Here is a 15,287-nt window from a genome sequence, read left to right as displayed (position 1 = left end):
CGTGTTCGAAAGCATCATTCAAAATCTTTTCAACGCTCTGCAGTGGGGAAGTTTTTACTCCCTGATCGCCCTGGGGTACACGCTGGTGTACGGCGTCCTCACATTGATCAATTTCGCCCATGGCGACATCTTCATGGTCGGCGCCTACATCGCCTTTTTTGTGGCCACATTCTTCCTGGCCACCCTTGAGGGTGTTCCGGGCTGGGTCACGCTCAGCCTCACGATACCGCTGACCATGATCCTCACGGCCTGCGTCGGGGTCGCGCTGGAACGGATCGCGTACCGTCCTCTCCGTCGAAAGGGCGTCAATCGGCTCTATGTGGTCATCACGGCGTTGATGTGCGGCCTGATCCTGGAAAACGGCAATCTGGCGCTCCTGGGAGCGAGCCGGAAAAGCTTTCCGGAAATGATCGATAAGGTGGTTTACACCATCGGTTCGGTCAGCCTGACCAACCTGAAGATCGCCGTCATCTTTTCCGCCGTTCTGGTCTTTATCTTCCTGCAGTTCATCGTCACCCAAACCCGCATCGGTATGGCCATGCGGGCGATCTCGTACGACAAATTCGCCGTCCCCCTGATGGGGATTCCCATCGATGCCGTCATTGTTTTCACCTTTATCCTGGGCTCCTCCATGGCCGGACTCGCGGGTGTGCTCTATTCCATGTCCTATCCGATCCTGGATCCATACATGGGAGCGCTCATCGGCTGGAAGGCCTTCATCGCGGCGGTGGTCGGCGGCATTGGAGACATCCGCGGCGCATTTCTCGGCGGATTTCTGCTGGGATTCGTGGAAATCCTGGTGGTCGCATTCTTTCCCTCCACATTCAGAGATCTTATCGCATTTTCCATTCTGCTCATCATACTCGTCTACAAACCCACCGGTCTTTTCGGTGTGGCGAAAACCACCAAAATATAGAGTTGGCAATGCAACGACTATCCGTACCGCTCGTGCTGACGCTCCTTTCCGGCACCCTGATCGTCGCATCCCAGGCCGGGTTGATCGACCTCTACATCCAGTCCGTCATCATGTTCATCGGCATCAACATCATTTTGTCCAGCAGTCTCAATATCGTCAACGGTTATATGGGGGAGTTCGCCTGCGGTCACGCCGCCTTCATGGCCATCGGCGCCTATGTGGCCTCCATTCTCAATGTGTGGCTGTTTACAAAGGACAAGTTCTTCGGCCTACCGCTTCTCCCCCCGGAAATGGCGATATACTGTTTTCCCCTGGTATTGGCGGCCGGCGGCGTGGTCGCGGCCCTTGCCGGCATGCTGGTGGCCATCCCTTCCTTCAAGACCCGGGGCGACTATCTGGCCATCATCACCATCGCCGCCAACTTTATCGTGACGAGCACCATCATCAACATGAGCGCCATCGGCGGGGCCCGCGGGTTCATGGGAATGAAAAAGATCGTCTTCGCCATGGAAGACGTCGCGGATCTGCCGTGGATGCTGATCTGGGTGATTCTGGGGACGGTCTTCAGCGTCTGGCTCATACGCCGCTACGTCTCTTCGACCTACGGAAAGGGAATCATCGCCATCCACCAGGACGAGATCGCGGCGGAAATCATGGGGGTGAACACCAATCGGATGAAGTTGACCGCCTTTATGATTTCATCCGGACTGGCCGGACTGGCGGGTGGACTCTTCGCCCACATTCTGGGATACATCAACCCCGGATCATTCGGGATTTTAAAATCGACCGAATGCCTGGTCATGGTCTATCTGGGGGGTATGGGATCCTTGAGCGGTTCCGTCATTTCGGCCATCCTGTTCACCCTGCTGTTGGAAGGACTCCGCTTCGTCATCCCCTGGATCGACACCGCACTCCACTGGTTGAATGTGATTCCCGACGCCTATGAAATCAGTCAGGTCTGGAAATGGGTGATCATTCCCCTGATTCTCGTCCTTCTGATGCAATTTCGACCGGAAGGAATCATGGGCAACAAGGAATTGTCCGATATTTTTCCCCGTCTCAGAAAATGGTACCGGTTCAAGTAGAAAGCGTTCGCATGAATTTACTCGAGATCAACGGTCTCACCCAGAATTTTGGTGGTCTTTGTGCGCTGTCCGATTTCTCCATCCGCTTCGAGGGTGGTGAACTGACAGGCCTCATCGGGCCCAACGGGGCGGGAAAAACCACCGTGTTCAACCTCACCAGCGGGTTCTACAGGCCTTCCGGGGGCGACATCCGTTTCAAGGGGCGCAGCATCGTCGGCCTCCGTCCGCATCAGATCACCGGCATGGGCATCGCGAGAACCTTTCAGAACATCCGCCTCTGGAACGACATGACGGTTCTGGACAACATTCGGATATCCCAGCATTACAGCATGGGATACGCACTGTGGGACGCCCTGATGCGGACCGTCGCCTATGGGAGGGGCGAACAACGCATCCACCGGACGGCCATGGAGATTCTGGAGGCCCTGGATCTCAGGCGTTACGCGACCGAGCTTCCCAGAAATCTGCCCTACGGCATCCAACGAAAAGTGGAAATCGCCCGAGCCCTCTCCGTCAAGCCGTCTCTCCTGCTTTTGGACGAGCCCGCCGCGGGACTCAATTCCGCCGACATACAGGGGTTGATCCAACTGATTCAGTGGATCCACGACACCTTCGACGTCGCCATCTGGATGATCGAACATCAAATGGCCGTGGTCATGAAGCTCTGCTCCTGGATCAAGGTCATCGATTTCGGCGTCACCATCGCGGAGGGGACGCCCGACGAGATCCAGAACAACCCCGACGTCATCAAAGCCTATCTGGGGGATGATACGATCTGATGCTGCTCGAAATCAACGACCTGGTCGTCAAGTATGGAAACATCGAGGCTCTCCACGGCATCTCGTTCCATGTCAACGAAGGCGAGATCGTCACTCTGATCGGTGCCAACGGCGCCGGCAAAACCACGACCCTTCACGCGATCACCCGGGTGCCGCCGCCGGAAGGCCCGAAAATTCACGGCGGCGACATTCGCTTCAGAGGACGAAGTCTCCTGGGCGTGGAGGCCCACGCCGTGGTTCGAGACTGCCATATCGCGCTGGCACCTGAAGGCCGCCATATCTTCGGAAACCTGACCGTCGAGGAGAACCTGAAACTGGCGACCTTTTCCCGTAAGGACGCGGCGGCCGTTCAAAAGGACTATCAACGGGTCTACGATCTCTTTCCCCGCCTCACGGAACGCCGGACCCAGAGGAGTGAATCCCTGAGCGGGGGCGAACAGCAGATGCTCGCCGTCGGACGGGCGCTCATGACCGGGTGCAATTTTATCCTGCTGGACGAGCCTTCCATGGGACTGGCTCCGCTTCTGATGTACGACATGTTTCGAACCCTCAGGAAGCTGAACGAGCAGGGCATGACCATCCTGCTTATCGAGCAGAACGCCCGACTGGCCTTGAAATTCGCTCATCGCGCCTATGTTCTGGACACCGGAGAGATCGTCATGGCGGGGCGGGCCGAAGCCATGGCTGAAAACCCCGAAGTACAGAAGGCCTACCTTGGATAAACCGAAACGCGGCAATCCGCCGGCGGCTGAATCTTCCGAGCGCAGGGGCGTGTCGGCTTCATGACCACGGCGCCGCCGACTCCGGCGCTTCACCCCGATGACCTGCTGGGTTGGGGCAGGGGATGGGTCGCGGTTTCCAAGCCGCCTGGCGTCAGCGTTCATAACGACCCCGGACGGGATCTTTGTTCCATAACGGCCCGATATGTGGCGCATCGGGGCAGCCTGGCCCGCTCCCTCGGGTATGATCCCGGATTCGGTTTTCATCCGCCTCACCGCCTCGACAAGGAGACGAGCGGTGTTGTCCTTCTGGCCTGCTCGGCAACGGCCCTGCAGTGGATCTCACGGCAGTTCATGGAAAAACGCGTCGCCAAGCGTTACACCGCCCTGGTCCACGGAAGATTGGCGTTGCCGCCGGATGTTCAGTGGGGGGATTGGACCTGGCCGCTTTCGAAGGCCGCCGGAGGCCGAAAGCATCCTTCGGGAAAGGGGGAGAAAGTCCCCTGCAGAACCCGGTACGGGATTCTCCGCCACACCTCCCGTTACACCCTGATCGAGTGTGAGCCCGTTACCGGGCGCAAGCACCAGATTCGACGGCACGCCAGGATGGCGGGCCATGCCGTCGTCGGCGACGCCCGTTACGGCACCCCCCAATCCATCCGGCATCTCAAGAGTATGGCCTTCAACCGCCTGGCGCTTCACGCCTTGACGATCACCCTGGTGCCGCCCGGCACCGATCGCCCCGTCACCCTGGGCTCCCGCCGGTTACCCGGGGACATCATCCGAATGTTGGACGCGGACGCGGACATTGCAAGGATTATCGGGTGACCTCGTCGATCCATCCCAGATAGGCGGCCAGACCGTTTTCGATGGGAATCTGAACGATTTCGGGAACTTCGTAGGAATGATGCCGGCTGATATGCGACTCCAGCATCGGATAAAGATCCCGGCGGGTTTTGATCAGCATGAGCACCTCGGGATCCTTGTGCAGCACCCCCTTCCATTCATAGAAACTCGTAATTTCCGACAACTGAACGCATGCGGCCAGACGTTTCTCCAGAATCCCGGCTGCAAGTCCCTCGGCATCGGTCCGGGTGGCGCAGGCCACCGTCACCAGACAATAGTCGGACATCATCGGACGACCTCCTCGTTTGCGGCAAAAAAAGCACACCGACACTTCCCTTTAAGTAGCACCGGTGGTAATATATATCAATTTCAACTTTCGGTTTTCGTCAGGATGACCGGGTAGAGGCTGAAAATTGAGACTGAAGACTGAAGGCTAAAGGCTGAAGGAATGTAAACGCTCCATTCGTCACAGGCGCACCCCTTCAGTCTTCAGTCTTCAGCCTATAGCCTATAAAGGCTGAAGGAATGTAAACGCTCCATTCGTCGCAGGCGCACCCCTTCAGTCTTCAGCCTTCAGTCTTCAGCCTTCTATGATCAGGAGCCGTGAAAGCGCATGTCCGCCAAAAAATTCTGGGAGTACAAGTCACTGCATGCATTAACCCCGGCCGAATGGGAGTCCCTGTGCGACGGATGCGGCAGATGCTGCCTCCACAAGCTCGAGGACGAGGAGACGGGAGCGGTTTTCTATACAAGCGTCGCCTGCCGGCTCCTTGATATCCATGAATGCCGATGCAAAGCTTACGCAGACCGCGAGCAGCGCGCTCCGGACTGCATGTCGCTCACCCCGGACATCGTTGCCCAATGCCATTGGCTGCCTTCGACCTGCGCCTATCGCCGTCTTCTGGAAGGCCTCCCTTTGCCGTGGTGGCATCCCCTCATTTCCGGCAGCCCGGAAACCGTTCATTCCGCAGGCATTTCCCTGAGAAACAAAGCCATTTCGGAAGCCTGCGTGAATGTCGACGATCTGGAGCCTTACATCATTCCGGGCGGCACGGAGAGCGACGATATGGCGTTTTGGGAGGAGGCGCCGGACTGAGGACGCTCATTTTTGACGGTCGACCCATCGTCCCGACATCCCTGTCATGCGTTACGGCTACCTTCCAAACAGACCGCCTGCCGGCATCACGTCTTGAGAATTCAACTTTCGACGTTCATGATGGTAACCGGAAAGCGGCACCGGCCTATGAAAGTCGAAAGTTGAGTTGAGAATTGAAAAAACAACGGTTACGGATGCATCATTTCCGGACCCGTATCTTCTGACCCGGCTGAATGATGGTTTCCGACGTAAATCCGTTGAGGCGATCGAGTTCCGCCACATTGAGGCCGTACCGTCGTGCAATGCCGTACCGGGTTTCCCCCGCCGCAACAACATGATATCCGGCCGACGAGGCGACGGGAGGCTTTGCCGAGACATCTGTCTTCTTTGCAGGGGTTTTGGCCGCGACTTTCCTCTCAGGCGCTTTTTTCGGGGTCGATCTCGCCGCTGGTGCTGAAGCGGTCTCCTTTTTTGAAACCGTTTTTGTCGACGGCCGCTGGGTGTTCGATTTTCCTGTCTGTGCAGTCGAGCTGAGGGAGACAACGCGCTGTTCGAGATTCCCCTGACGGCTGTCGATATGCTCGATCTTCTTCTGGAGGCTCGCCACCTGCTCGGTCAAGGACTGAATTACCATCGTTCTCTCGGAGACCGCGTCGGAGGAGGCCTCTTCCGACGGCGTTTCAGCCGTTTTCGCTTCCAGAGCGGCAAGCGCGTTGTTGAGCCGGTTTTCCATCTCCACGACACGGTTCTCCAGCCCGGCGACAGCCGCCTCCGTCGCCTGGGTATCCGTGTCGGTCTCCTTGCCCGGTATCAACACGATCAGGCAGATGATCAATGTCAAAACACCCGCACCCGCTAAAACAGCGGGCATACCTATGTCCAACTCGCTGATTTTGAAAGATTTCATTTCTCCCCCGAGGCGACCGGCAATGCGGTTCGCCGGCATGGCTGTTATGGGCGGCCGGTATCCTGGAAAGCCGCCGGACCGTTGCCTCCATTTCTATCAGAGTTTTTTCCGGTTCACAATATGATATCTCAATTGAAATGATATCTCAACGTTCATGACGGTGATCGCGGATCTGTTTACCGATATGGATTCGTGTGTTATTATTTGATTACTTAACTCGGTGTTCAGGGACGGGTGCCGACAGGTGTACCGGCCCATGCCTTTCACCCGGATGGCAGGGTGAAGGGGTGCGTCCGCGGCAGGCGGACTGCTCGGCCGCTTCAGTCTGCGACCGCTCACCGGTCCCCACTGCGGATGCCGGGCCGAGGCTTCATTAACGTGTATTGATATCTGCGAGGAGACCCATGCGAATCGGTATGGGACACGATGTCCATCAACTGGTACGCGATCGAAAACTCGTTATCGGCGGCGTTACCATCCCATTCGAGAGGGGACTGCTCGGCCACTCGGACGCAGACGTCCTTCTTCATGCGATCTGCGACGCCCTTCTCGGCGCCGCCGGTCTGGGAGATATCGGCCGCCATTTTCCCGACACGGACCCGTCCTACAAGAATATTGACAGCATACGCCTGCTTATCGCAACCCATGATATGGTGCGCAGCAAAGGCCTCGAGCTGGTCAACCTCGACGCGACAATTTTTGCCGAGGCACCCAGGATGGCCCCTTTTTGCCTGCAGATGATCCGGAACATCGCAAGCGCGCTGGGGGTCCCCGAAGATCGGGTCAACGTCAAAGCCACCACCACGGAAGGTCTGGGCGCCGTCGGCAGGGGGGAGGGGATTGCCGCAACGAGCGTCGTCCTGCTGCAATCGGCGATGTCGTCATGACCCTCTTCACCCTGATATCGGATCTGGTGCCCACGGGCGACCAGCCTGCGGCCATCCGGGCCCTCTGTGCCAACATTGCGCGGGGAACGCCCCATAATGTCATGCTGGGCGTCACGGGCTCGGGTAAAACCTTCACCATGGCCCACGTCATCGCACGGCTGGATCGGCCGGCCCTCGTCATAGCGCCCAACAAGACCCTTGCCGCGCAGCTCTACGCCGAATTCAGATCCCTGTTTCCGCAGAACGCCGTCGAATATTTCGTCAGCTATTATGATTATTATCAACCCGAGGCCTATATCCCCACCAGCGACACCTACATCCAGAAGGACGCCTCCGTCAACGAAATGATCGATAAGCTGCGCCATTCCGCCACCAGGTCCGTTTTGTCCCGCAGGGATGTGATCGTGGTGTCGAGCGTCTCCTGCATCTACGGTCTCGGCGCCCCCGAGGACTACCTCGACATGCGGCTCTCTCTCCGCACCGGCATGGAGATGGACCGCGACCGACTGCTTGCCGATCTGGTGGAGATTCAATATGAACGCAATGACCTCGATTTTCACCGGGGCGTCTTCAGGGTCAGGGGAGACCGGGTTGAGATCTTTCCGGCCTACGAAGAGGATGTCGCCCTGCGCCTCGAATTTTTCGGAGATGAAATCGAGCAGATTCTGGAGATCGATCCCCTCACCGGGAAAAGCGTCAGGTCACTTGGCGAAACAGCGATTTTCCCCGCCAGCCACTACGTCACTTCCAAAACGACGCTCCAGAGCGCCGTGGAAACCATCACGGCGGAGTTGAAAACCCGAATCGCCGATTTCAGAGGGGAGAACAAACTCATCGAAGCCCAACGCATTGAAGAACGAACCCATTTCGATCTGGAGATGATGCTGGAGCTGGGATACTGCAACGGCATTGAAAATTATTCCCGGCATCTCACCGGGCGGAACCCGGGGGAGCCGCCGCCCACCCTTCTGGACTATTTTCCGAAGGACTTTCTGGTCTTCATCGATGAAAGTCATATCGGGGTGCCTCAGATCCGGGGCATGTACAACGGCGACCACGCCCGGAAATCGACCCTCGTGGCATACGGCTTTCGCCTGCCGTCGGCCATGGACAACCGCCCCCTGAAATTCGAGGAATTCCGGAAAAGAGTTCCCCAGGTGGTCTACGTGTCGGCAACGCCCGCGGACTATGAGCTCGAGAAGGCAAAAGACGCGCTCGTGGAGCTGATCGTACGCCCCACAGGCCTCATGGATCCCCGTATTCACGTCAGAAGCGCGGAACACCAGGTGGACGATCTTCTGGATGAGATCCAAAAGCGGATCCGGAAGAACGAGCGCGTTCTCGTCACCACGCTGACCAAACGGATGGCCGAGGATTTGACCGACTACTACAGCGATCTGGGCATCCGGGTAAAATACCTCCACTCGGACATTCACACTCTCGAGCGTATGGAGATTATCCAGGATCTCAGGAAAGGCGAATTCGACGTCCTCGTTGGCATCAACCTCCTTCGAGAAGGCCTCGACATTCCGGAGGTCTCCCTCGTGGCCGTCCTCGACGCCGACAAAGAGGGGTTTCTGCGATCGGCCCGTTCTCTCATACAGACATGCGGGCGGGCGGCCCGAAACGTCGGCGGCGAGGTGATCATGTATGCCGAAAAGATCACCGCCGCCATGAAATCGGCCATCGACGAAACCGAAAGACGACGCAAAATCCAGTCCGCCTACAACCAGCAACACCACATCGTACCGACCACCATTCGAAAAAGCCTCTCGCCGACCTTCAACGTCGTCCATGAAACCGAGGAGTCCTTTGTCGACAAAATCGCGGAGCCCATAGCGGCCTTCGGCAATGACGCCGACATCGAAAAGGAGATCCGCCGGCTGGAAAAAGAGATGAAAGCGGCCGCCCGCGAGCTGGCCTTCGAACAGGCCGCCCAGCTCCGTGATCAGATCAAGGCCCTCAAGGAGCTCACCCTGTTTTAAATGAACGACGCGATCCTCGAAAAACTGGCCGCCACGGCTTCCCTCCCCGGCGTTTATCTCATCAAAGACCATAAGGCGGTCGTCATCTATGTCGGAAAGGCTAAAAATCTCAGGAAACGACTCTCCTCCTATTTCAGGAAACCGGTCCAGTCGGATCTCAAGACCGCCCTCCTGGTGGAAAAGGCGGCGACGTTCGACACCATCATCACGGAAACCGAAAACGACGCACTGATTCTGGAATCGAATCTCATCAAACGGTACCATCCCCGCTACAACGTGATTCTCAAGGACGACAAACGCTATCCTTCCCTGAGGCTCGATCCCCGTGAACCCTATCCCAATCTGCAGGTCGTCCGGAAGATCGCAAACGACGGCGCCTTCTATTTCGGCCCTTACACGACGCCGGGCGCCATGTACCAGACCTTGAAGGTCATCAACAAGCATTTCAAGCTGAGGAAATGCCGCAACAGCGTGCTCAAAAACCGCACCCGGCCATGCCTCAACTATCAGATGGGCGGGTGTCTCGGCCCGTGTTGCCGGAAGGTCGATCCCGACGTTTATCAGGAGATCGTAAGAGAAGTGGTGTTGTTTCTGAAGGGCCGGACATCGGATCTCATTCAAAAGATCAGGCATGAGATGACGGTTGCCGCGGAAAATCCCGAAACCTATGAACTGGCCGCCGAGCTCAGGGACAGGATGCTGGCCCTTCAGAAGGTGGTTGAAAAACAGATATCCGTCTCAACGGATTTCAAGGATCGGGACGTCATTGGGCTCGCGGGCGCCGGATCGTCCTTCCTCATCACCCTGCTTTCCGTAAGAGGCGGATACCTCTCGGGCTCGCGTCATTTCCGTTTCGAAGAGACGTTTGCCGCCCAGCCCGAGATGGTCGAGGCGTTTATTCGACAGTATTACGAACGGGCGGGCTTCATCCCGAAAGAGATTCTCACGCCGGTGCCCATCGAAGGTGTGCCGCTGGTGGAAGCGATGCTGGGAAATCTGAAGGGCGAGAAGGTGAGCATCCTATACCCGCAGCGGGGCGAAAAGGTTCGGCTCATCCGGATGGCCAACGACAACGCGGCCGATGAGCTGCGGCGTCGGACCTCGGGCGAAGCGGAGAACGCGCTGTTGCTCCAGCGGCTCCAGCGCCGACTGAAAATGGATAGGCCGCCCCACCGAATCGAATGTTTTGACAATTCAAACATCCTGGGCACATCGCCGGTATCGGGTATGGTCGTCTTCCAGGATGGCGGCCCCAGTCGAAAAGATTATCGGAAGTATGTCATTCGGACGGTGGACAGGCCCGACGATTACGCCGCCATGGCGGAAGTGCTCAAAAGGCGCTACGGCAAGGGGGAAAAGTCATTGCCGTTCCCGGATCTGCTTATGGTGGACGGCGGCAAGGGGCAGCTGAATATCGCCGCTGCGGTGATGCGGGAGTTGGGACTCGAAGGGGCCTTTCAACTGATCGGGATCGCCAAAAAAGATGAAGCGGCAGGGGAAACACGCGACAAGATCTACCTTCCCGGCCGCGTCAATCCGGTCAATCTGGACCGGGAAGAAGCGGTCTACAACCTGCTGGCGCGCATTCGGGACGAGGCCCATCGCCACGCCATCGCCTTTCACCGTAAACGCCGGGGGAAAAAGGCCCTTGCTTCGGCGCTGGATGCCGTTCCGGGAATCGGGTCCCGGAGAAAACGAGCGCTTCTCGATCATTTCGGGACCGTCAAAAACATCCGGGCAGCGACCCTGGAAGAGCTCAGGGCCGTGCCCGGAATCAGTCAAACGGTGGCCGAAGCCCTGAAAAGGGCGCTTCGGCATTCCCCCTGACCGCTTATTTGAGCTTTGCCAGAACCGCCTTGAGTTCTTCGACGGCAGCCGCGGATTTTTTCAGCCTGGCCATTTCGTCGTCCGTCAATTTGATCTCGATAATCTCCTCGACGCCGCCCTTGCCGAGCTTCACCGGGACGCCGATGAAAAGATCGTTGATGCCGTATTCTCCCTGCAGATAAGCAGCACACGGGAGAATCTGTTTTTTATCGTAGAGAATGGCCTTCGTCATCTCCACCGCCGAGGAGGCGGGGGCATAAAATGCGCTGCCGGTTTTAAGGAAGGCGACAATCTCCGCGCCGCCGTTGGCCGTTCTGTCCACCAGCGCATCGATTCTTTCCGGAGATATCAGTTCGGTGATGGGAATGCCCGAAACCGTTGAATACCGGGGCAGGGGAACCATCGTATCCCCGTGACCGCCCAGGACGAAGGCATGGGTATTTTCGATCGACACATTCAGTTCCATGGCGATGAACGCTCTGAAACGGGCCGAATCGAGAACGCCGGCCATTCCGATCACGCGGTTCTTCGGGAAACCGCTGGTTTCAAAAGCGACATGGCACATGGCGTCAAGGGGATTGCTGACGATGATAAGGACGGCATTCGGAGAGTATTTGGCCACCTGCGTCGTGACGTTCTTCATGATGCCGGCATTGGTGCTGATCAGGTCGTCGCGGCTCATTCCGGGCTTTCTGGGGATTCCGGCGGTAATGATGACCACGTCGGAATCGGCCGTCTCCTCGTAGCTGTTGGTGCCGATGATCTTCGCATCGTGTTTTTCGATCGCGGCGGCCTGGGTGAGGTCGAGGGCCTTGCCCTGGGGAACGCCTTCGACAATATCCACTAGCACCACGTCACACAAGGCTTTTTCGACCAATCTCTGGGCAGCTGTAGCCCCAACATTTCCAGCGCCAACAACCGTGACCTTCTTGTCCATAATTTTCTCCTTGTTAATTGGTATAGTTTTTATTATAATCAAGGTACTGGATATCGTCCGGTTTTAAATTCGATGCACCCGTAACACGTTCCGCAACATTCCGGCACAACATATACTGTCTGTATTCGCATGCAACAGCAATATAATGGGGTTAAGATCTTGAATTCTGAGTTTTTATGAAATCGTCAAATTTAAAAAAGCAATCTAATCGCACTGTTTCACTATTGTCAACAGATTTATGATTCAGTTTTCGACTTTCGTCATGACGACCGGAAACGCCGCAGACGGGAAGGCGGCGAGCGCGGCGGCGGATCAGCGGCCCGTTCGGTTCGATCGCAAATGCGTTTCACGGCGGCCGGACAGCCGCCGTGCGTGCGGTTAACATGGGAACGACCCTTTATCGGTACAATGGAGTTCGCAATGGCGATCGAGGAACAGATCCGGTCCTTGTTGAAAGAGGCTGCGCTCTACGACGAACAAGGATTGTACGAAGCGTCCAGGGAAAGATATCAGCAGACCGCCGACCTCGTCGGACGGCATGCCCACCGCATCCACCATCACAAAAAAATTCTGAAAGCCGTCGCCGGCCGGCTGGAGCGATTGCACAACCGCATGCAACGAATGGAAAACGAACCCGCCGTCTATACGCCTCCGGATGCTGTCATCGAGGTTATGAAACGACATTTCTGCGCCTCCGCGGACCGGGAAGAGGCCGCCTTGGAAGGCGCGGCGGCACTGGCCGAATTCGGGCAGTACGACCATGCCGTCGAGGAGTTCGCCAAATTGATCAAAACGCCGAAAACGAGACTCGAAGCGTCGAAGCACATGATCCGCTGCCATCTGGAGAAAGGAAGGACCGCCGAAGCATCGGCCCTGCTTCGCCATTGGCATAACAGCGGCCTGATGAATCGGGACGAATGGCTCACACTGCAGCGTTACGTCAAGGAACTGGTCGCGGAGAAACGCTTGTGTGTCGAGGTGCCGCCGGCGGAAATGAAAGACGAAGCCTCCGGGCCCGCCGCCGGAACGAAGCACGGCGAAATCGTCAGGCGCTTCAACTCCATCAGTCTGAAACCGCCCAACGCCCAGCGCGGTCAGGGAATGCGGGAATTCGACATCCTCTCACAATCGGCGGACGTCGTCCGGATCTCGGTTGCCGTTCAGGAAACGACCCTTGCCGACGGCCTGACCCCTGGAACCGTCCTGAACACCGTTCTCTGCTTTTTCGACGACGGGATGTTCAGCAGCAAAGCGACCGTTGTTGGAAAACAGTGGATTTCATCCGACGACGCCGGCGCCGGGCATTTTAACATTGATATTCAGGTACAGGGCGGTTAATATCAATTCATGGCGCCGCTGTTTTGACGGTCTTTTCCCGATTGCGGCATGCGATCCCCTCTCAAACGAGCACCGGAAGCTGCGCGGCTTGACGTGAAAACGCCCACTGACGTTCTTTTCGATCTGGGGTTACCAATGGCAAACATCAATCTGAAGTCTCGGGAGATCGAGGTCAAAATCGTGTATTACGGACCGGGCCGGGGCGGAAAGACCACCAATCTTGAATACATCTTCAAGACCTTCAGGAAGCAAGTGACGGGCGAGATGGTTTCCGCCAGAACCGAAGGGGACCGGACCCTGTTCTTTGATTTTCTTCCCATGGGCCTCGGCAAGGTCAGGGGATACGACATCCGGGTAAAGCTCTATACCGTTCCAGGGCAGGTGAAATATGCATCAACCCGCAAAATAGTTCTAAAGGATGTCGACGGCGTCATCTTCGTTGCGGATTCGCTCCAGGTCAGAAGAATCAAGAACATGGAATCGTTGAAGGATCTTCACTTGAATCTTCGGGAATACGGCACCAGCATCCTCAACATCCCCCTGGTGCTGCAATACAACAAAAGAGACCTGGCCGAGCACGGCATCCCGCTTCTGTCCGTGAGCCAGATGGAGACGGACATGAACCGACAGCTCAAGGCACCTTCGTTTCCGGCCAGCGCCGTCAAAGGAGAAGGCGTCGGACCGACATTGAAGGCATGCCTGAAATTGACGCTCAGATCCTTGAAAACACAGATGGGGTGGTGAGGCGGATCTCATGGGAAAAGTCGCACTTGCAGGCAGCCTTGGTTTTTTGAGCCTTGGAGATATCCTTCAGTTGGTCGGCTCCGGCGGTGGATCCGGGTTGCTGCGGATTTTCAGCCCCTACGCTCACGAGCCGGGATGCATCTATTTCAAAAAAGGCAACATCATCGACGCCCACGCCCCTGGAGCCAGGGGATTGGAAGCCGTATACGCGCTGTTTGGCTGGCTGGAAGGGGATTTTGAATTTCAGGAACGACCCGTCTCCACGAAAAGGATCATCACCACCAATCGGATGGAGATCATCCTGGAGGGGCTTCGCCTGTTCGACGACGGCAGGATCAAAACCCTCGGACCGCCGCCCCTCGAAAAAAACGTCCCGGATCCCGCGGCGCCGCCGTTCATCCGAAGGCATTTTATCGACTACACTTACGTCGTGGACGAAGAGCTGTACGCGGCAGGGGAGCTGGTTACCCAGGAAAAACACCACGGCAACTGGATATGGGTGGTTTTGGAGGGAACGCTCGATATTATCAGGAGTACACCCCGAGGCAGGCTCACCGTCTCACGGGTGGGGCCAGGCGCTTTCATCGGCAGCGTGACCGCCTTTCTGTTTCAGGAAAACACCCGAAAAGCGACGGTCACGGCGACCACCGACGTCCAGCTCGGCATTCTGGATATTCAACGCATGTCCAAGGAATTCGCCATGCTGAGTCCGGCGTTCAGGGGGTATATTCTCAGCCTCGACCGACGCCTGAGCCAGGTGACCGGCGCCTGCGTGAATTATTATAACCGGATCGACACCCTGCCGAAGGTCATCCGGGATAAAGCACTCATGCCGCCCCGGACATTGAAGGAAGGACGATTGCTCAGAATAGAGAGGGGGCATGCCGCTATGACCCGGAAAACCGAGCACGGCACCCTCCTTATCGCCAATCTGGGAGAAGGGGATTATCTCGGCACCGTTCCCTTCCTGGATATCGGGCACGAACCTCACCAGGTTTCGGTGTTCGTTTCAGGCGACGTAAAAACCACCGATATCGACGCCGGGTCGCTCGAGAGTGAATACGAAGATCTGCCGCTGACCTTTAAAAATCTCATCGAAAACATCGCCGTCAATATTGCGGCGACGACGAATGTCGCCGGGAATCTTCTAAAACAAAACCGCGTGGGGCGCGGGCCGTATCCACCCGGCATTGGCCCGTTGAAGTCGAAAGTTGAGTGAGT

15 protein-coding genes are annotated in these 15,287 nt (G+C 57.0%); 12 read left to right on the top strand and 3 right to left on the bottom strand.

Going from position 1 to position 15,287, the window contains the following annotated elements; genetic code table 11:
• The first annotated feature begins 1 nt into the window (after position 1).
• The 5 genes from AB7S84_RS01635 to AB7S84_RS01615 are packed head-to-tail and all read left to right on the top strand — an operon-like array spanning position 2 to position 4,327.
• Positions 2-916, top strand: a complete 915-nt coding sequence (locus AB7S84_RS01635; protein ID WP_020877570.1) for a branched-chain amino acid ABC transporter permease — start codon at positions 2-4, stop codon at positions 914-916.
• 8 nt (positions 917-924) lie between these two features.
• Entirely contained in the window at positions 925-2,001 is a 1,077-nt protein-coding gene (locus AB7S84_RS01630) for a branched-chain amino acid ABC transporter permease (RefSeq protein ID WP_020877569.1), read from the top strand.
• A gap of 11 nt (positions 2,002-2,012) precedes the next feature.
• Complete coding sequence (locus AB7S84_RS01625) at positions 2,013-2,780, top strand: ABC transporter ATP-binding protein (RefSeq protein ID WP_020877568.1); 768 nt, start codon at positions 2,013-2,015, stop codon at positions 2,778-2,780.
• The gene (locus tag AB7S84_RS01620) at positions 2,780-3,502 is read left to right on the top strand and encodes an ABC transporter ATP-binding protein (protein ID WP_020877567.1); all 723 of its coding nucleotides are present in this window, start codon (positions 2,780-2,782) and stop codon (positions 3,500-3,502) included. Before AB7S84_RS01625 ends, AB7S84_RS01620 begins: the two co-directional genes overlap by 1 nt.
• A gap of 60 nt (positions 3,503-3,562) precedes the next feature.
• Positions 3,563-4,327 (top strand): RluA family pseudouridine synthase, encoded by a 765-nt coding sequence (locus AB7S84_RS01615; protein WP_020877566.1) that lies wholly within the window; start codon positions 3,563-3,565, stop codon positions 4,325-4,327.
• On the opposite strand, the gene cutA is transcribed toward AB7S84_RS01615, so the two are convergent.
• Positions 4,317-4,634 carry a divalent-cation tolerance protein CutA gene (gene cutA, locus AB7S84_RS01610; RefSeq protein WP_428152791.1) on the bottom strand — a complete coding sequence of 106 codons (318 nt, stop codon included), beginning with the start codon at positions 4,632-4,634 and terminating at the stop codon, positions 4,317-4,319. The two genes, AB7S84_RS01615 and cutA, sit on opposite strands and share 11 nt — an antisense overlap.
• A gap of 324 nt (positions 4,635-4,958) precedes the next feature.
• On the opposite strand from cutA, the gene AB7S84_RS01605 reads away from it, so the two are divergent.
• Positions 4,959-5,441: a YcgN family cysteine cluster protein gene (locus AB7S84_RS01605; protein ID WP_020877564.1), complete on the top strand. Its 483-nt coding sequence runs from the start codon at positions 4,959-4,961 to the stop codon at positions 5,439-5,441.
• A gap of 199 nt (positions 5,442-5,640) precedes the next feature.
• Here AB7S84_RS01605 and AB7S84_RS01600 read toward each other — a convergent pair whose 3' ends face one another.
• On the bottom strand, positions 5,641-6,348 hold the full coding sequence (locus AB7S84_RS01600; protein WP_020877563.1) for a LysM peptidoglycan-binding domain-containing protein: 708 nt from the start codon (positions 6,346-6,348) through the stop codon (positions 5,641-5,643).
• A 404-nt stretch (positions 6,349-6,752) separates the two neighbouring features.
• Between AB7S84_RS01600 and ispF the strand changes: the two genes are divergently transcribed.
• From ispF to uvrC, 3 genes are read left to right on the top strand one after another with little or no spacing between them, the layout of a single operon-like run.
• Positions 6,753-7,235, top strand: coding sequence for a 2-C-methyl-D-erythritol 2,4-cyclodiphosphate synthase (gene ispF, locus AB7S84_RS01595; RefSeq protein WP_428152790.1), 483 nt, complete (start codon positions 6,753-6,755; stop codon positions 7,233-7,235).
• Entirely contained in the window at positions 7,232-9,220 is a 1,989-nt protein-coding gene (gene uvrB / locus AB7S84_RS01590; RefSeq protein ID WP_020877561.1) for an excinuclease ABC subunit UvrB, read from the top strand. The genes ispF and uvrB overlap by 4 nt, the downstream gene beginning before the upstream one ends.
• A complete protein-coding gene (uvrC, locus tag AB7S84_RS01585; RefSeq protein ID WP_020877560.1) occupies positions 9,221-11,047 on the top strand; it encodes an excinuclease ABC subunit UvrC in 1,827 nt (608 codons plus the stop codon). It abuts the gene before it with no gap.
• A gap of 4 nt (positions 11,048-11,051) precedes the next feature.
• Here uvrC and mdh read toward each other — a convergent pair whose 3' ends face one another.
• Positions 11,052-11,984: a malate dehydrogenase gene (gene mdh, locus AB7S84_RS01580; RefSeq protein ID WP_020877559.1), complete on the bottom strand. Its 933-nt coding sequence runs from the start codon at positions 11,982-11,984 to the stop codon at positions 11,052-11,054.
• A gap of 420 nt (positions 11,985-12,404) precedes the next feature.
• Here mdh and AB7S84_RS01575 point away from each other — a divergent pair, with 420 nt between their 5' ends.
• The 3 genes from AB7S84_RS01575 to AB7S84_RS01565 all read left to right on the top strand — a co-directional run bounded on the left by AB7S84_RS01575 (position 12,405) and on the right by AB7S84_RS01565 (position 15,285).
• Positions 12,405-13,322, top strand: a complete 918-nt coding sequence (locus tag AB7S84_RS01575) for a hypothetical protein (RefSeq protein ID WP_020877558.1) — start codon at positions 12,405-12,407, stop codon at positions 13,320-13,322.
• A gap of 135 nt (positions 13,323-13,457) precedes the next feature.
• Positions 13,458-14,066, top strand: coding sequence for a GTP-binding protein (locus tag AB7S84_RS01570; protein ID WP_020877557.1), 609 nt, complete (start codon positions 13,458-13,460; stop codon positions 14,064-14,066).
• Positions 14,067-14,076: 10 nt separating this feature from the next.
• Positions 14,077-15,285, top strand: coding sequence for a cyclic nucleotide-binding domain-containing protein (locus AB7S84_RS01565; RefSeq protein ID WP_020877556.1), 1,209 nt, complete (start codon positions 14,077-14,079; stop codon positions 15,283-15,285).
• Positions 15,286-15,287: the final 2 nt, after the last annotated feature.

Source organism: Desulfococcus sp. (assembly GCF_050178255.1).
GTDB classification, from domain to species: Bacteria; Desulfobacterota; Desulfobacteria; order Desulfobacterales; family Desulfococcaceae; genus Desulfococcus; species Desulfococcus multivorans.
Note: the sequence above shows the minus strand (reverse complement) of the source record. Positions and strands in the feature narration are given on the sequence as shown.

What these genes read in the sequence shown, in the direction of transcription:
- AB7S84_RS01630 (WP_020877569.1), top strand. Translation starts at nt 925, where the DNA reads ATGCAACGACTATCCGTACCGCTCGTGCTGACGCTCCTTTCCGGCACC.
- AB7S84_RS01625 (WP_020877568.1), top strand. Translation starts at nt 2,013, where the DNA reads ATGAATTTACTCGAGATCAACGGTCTCACCCAGAATTTTGGTGGTCTT.
- AB7S84_RS01620 (WP_020877567.1), top strand. Translation starts at nt 2,780, where the DNA reads ATGCTGCTCGAAATCAACGACCTGGTCGTCAAGTATGGAAACATCGAG.
- AB7S84_RS01615 (WP_020877566.1), top strand. Translation starts at nt 3,563, where the DNA reads ATGACCACGGCGCCGCCGACTCCGGCGCTTCACCCCGATGACCTGCTG.
- cutA (WP_428152791.1), bottom strand. Translation starts at nt 4,634, where the DNA reads ATGATGTCCGACTATTGTCTGGTGACGGTGGCCTGCGCCACCCGGACC.
- AB7S84_RS01605 (WP_020877564.1), top strand. Translation starts at nt 4,959, where the DNA reads ATGTCCGCCAAAAAATTCTGGGAGTACAAGTCACTGCATGCATTAACC.
- AB7S84_RS01600 (WP_020877563.1), bottom strand. Translation starts at nt 6,348, where the DNA reads ATGAAATCTTTCAAAATCAGCGAGTTGGACATAGGTATGCCCGCTGTT.
- ispF (WP_428152790.1), top strand. Translation starts at nt 6,753, where the DNA reads ATGCGAATCGGTATGGGACACGATGTCCATCAACTGGTACGCGATCGA.
- uvrB (WP_020877561.1), top strand. Translation starts at nt 7,232, where the DNA reads ATGACCCTCTTCACCCTGATATCGGATCTGGTGCCCACGGGCGACCAG.
- uvrC (WP_020877560.1), top strand. Translation starts at nt 9,221, where the DNA reads ATGAACGACGCGATCCTCGAAAAACTGGCCGCCACGGCTTCCCTCCCC.
- mdh (WP_020877559.1), bottom strand. Translation starts at nt 11,984, where the DNA reads ATGGACAAGAAGGTCACGGTTGTTGGCGCTGGAAATGTTGGGGCTACA.
- AB7S84_RS01575 (WP_020877558.1), top strand. Translation starts at nt 12,405, where the DNA reads ATGGCGATCGAGGAACAGATCCGGTCCTTGTTGAAAGAGGCTGCGCTC.
- AB7S84_RS01570 (WP_020877557.1), top strand. Translation starts at nt 13,458, where the DNA reads ATGGCAAACATCAATCTGAAGTCTCGGGAGATCGAGGTCAAAATCGTG.
- AB7S84_RS01565 (WP_020877556.1), top strand. Translation starts at nt 14,077, where the DNA reads ATGGGAAAAGTCGCACTTGCAGGCAGCCTTGGTTTTTTGAGCCTTGGA.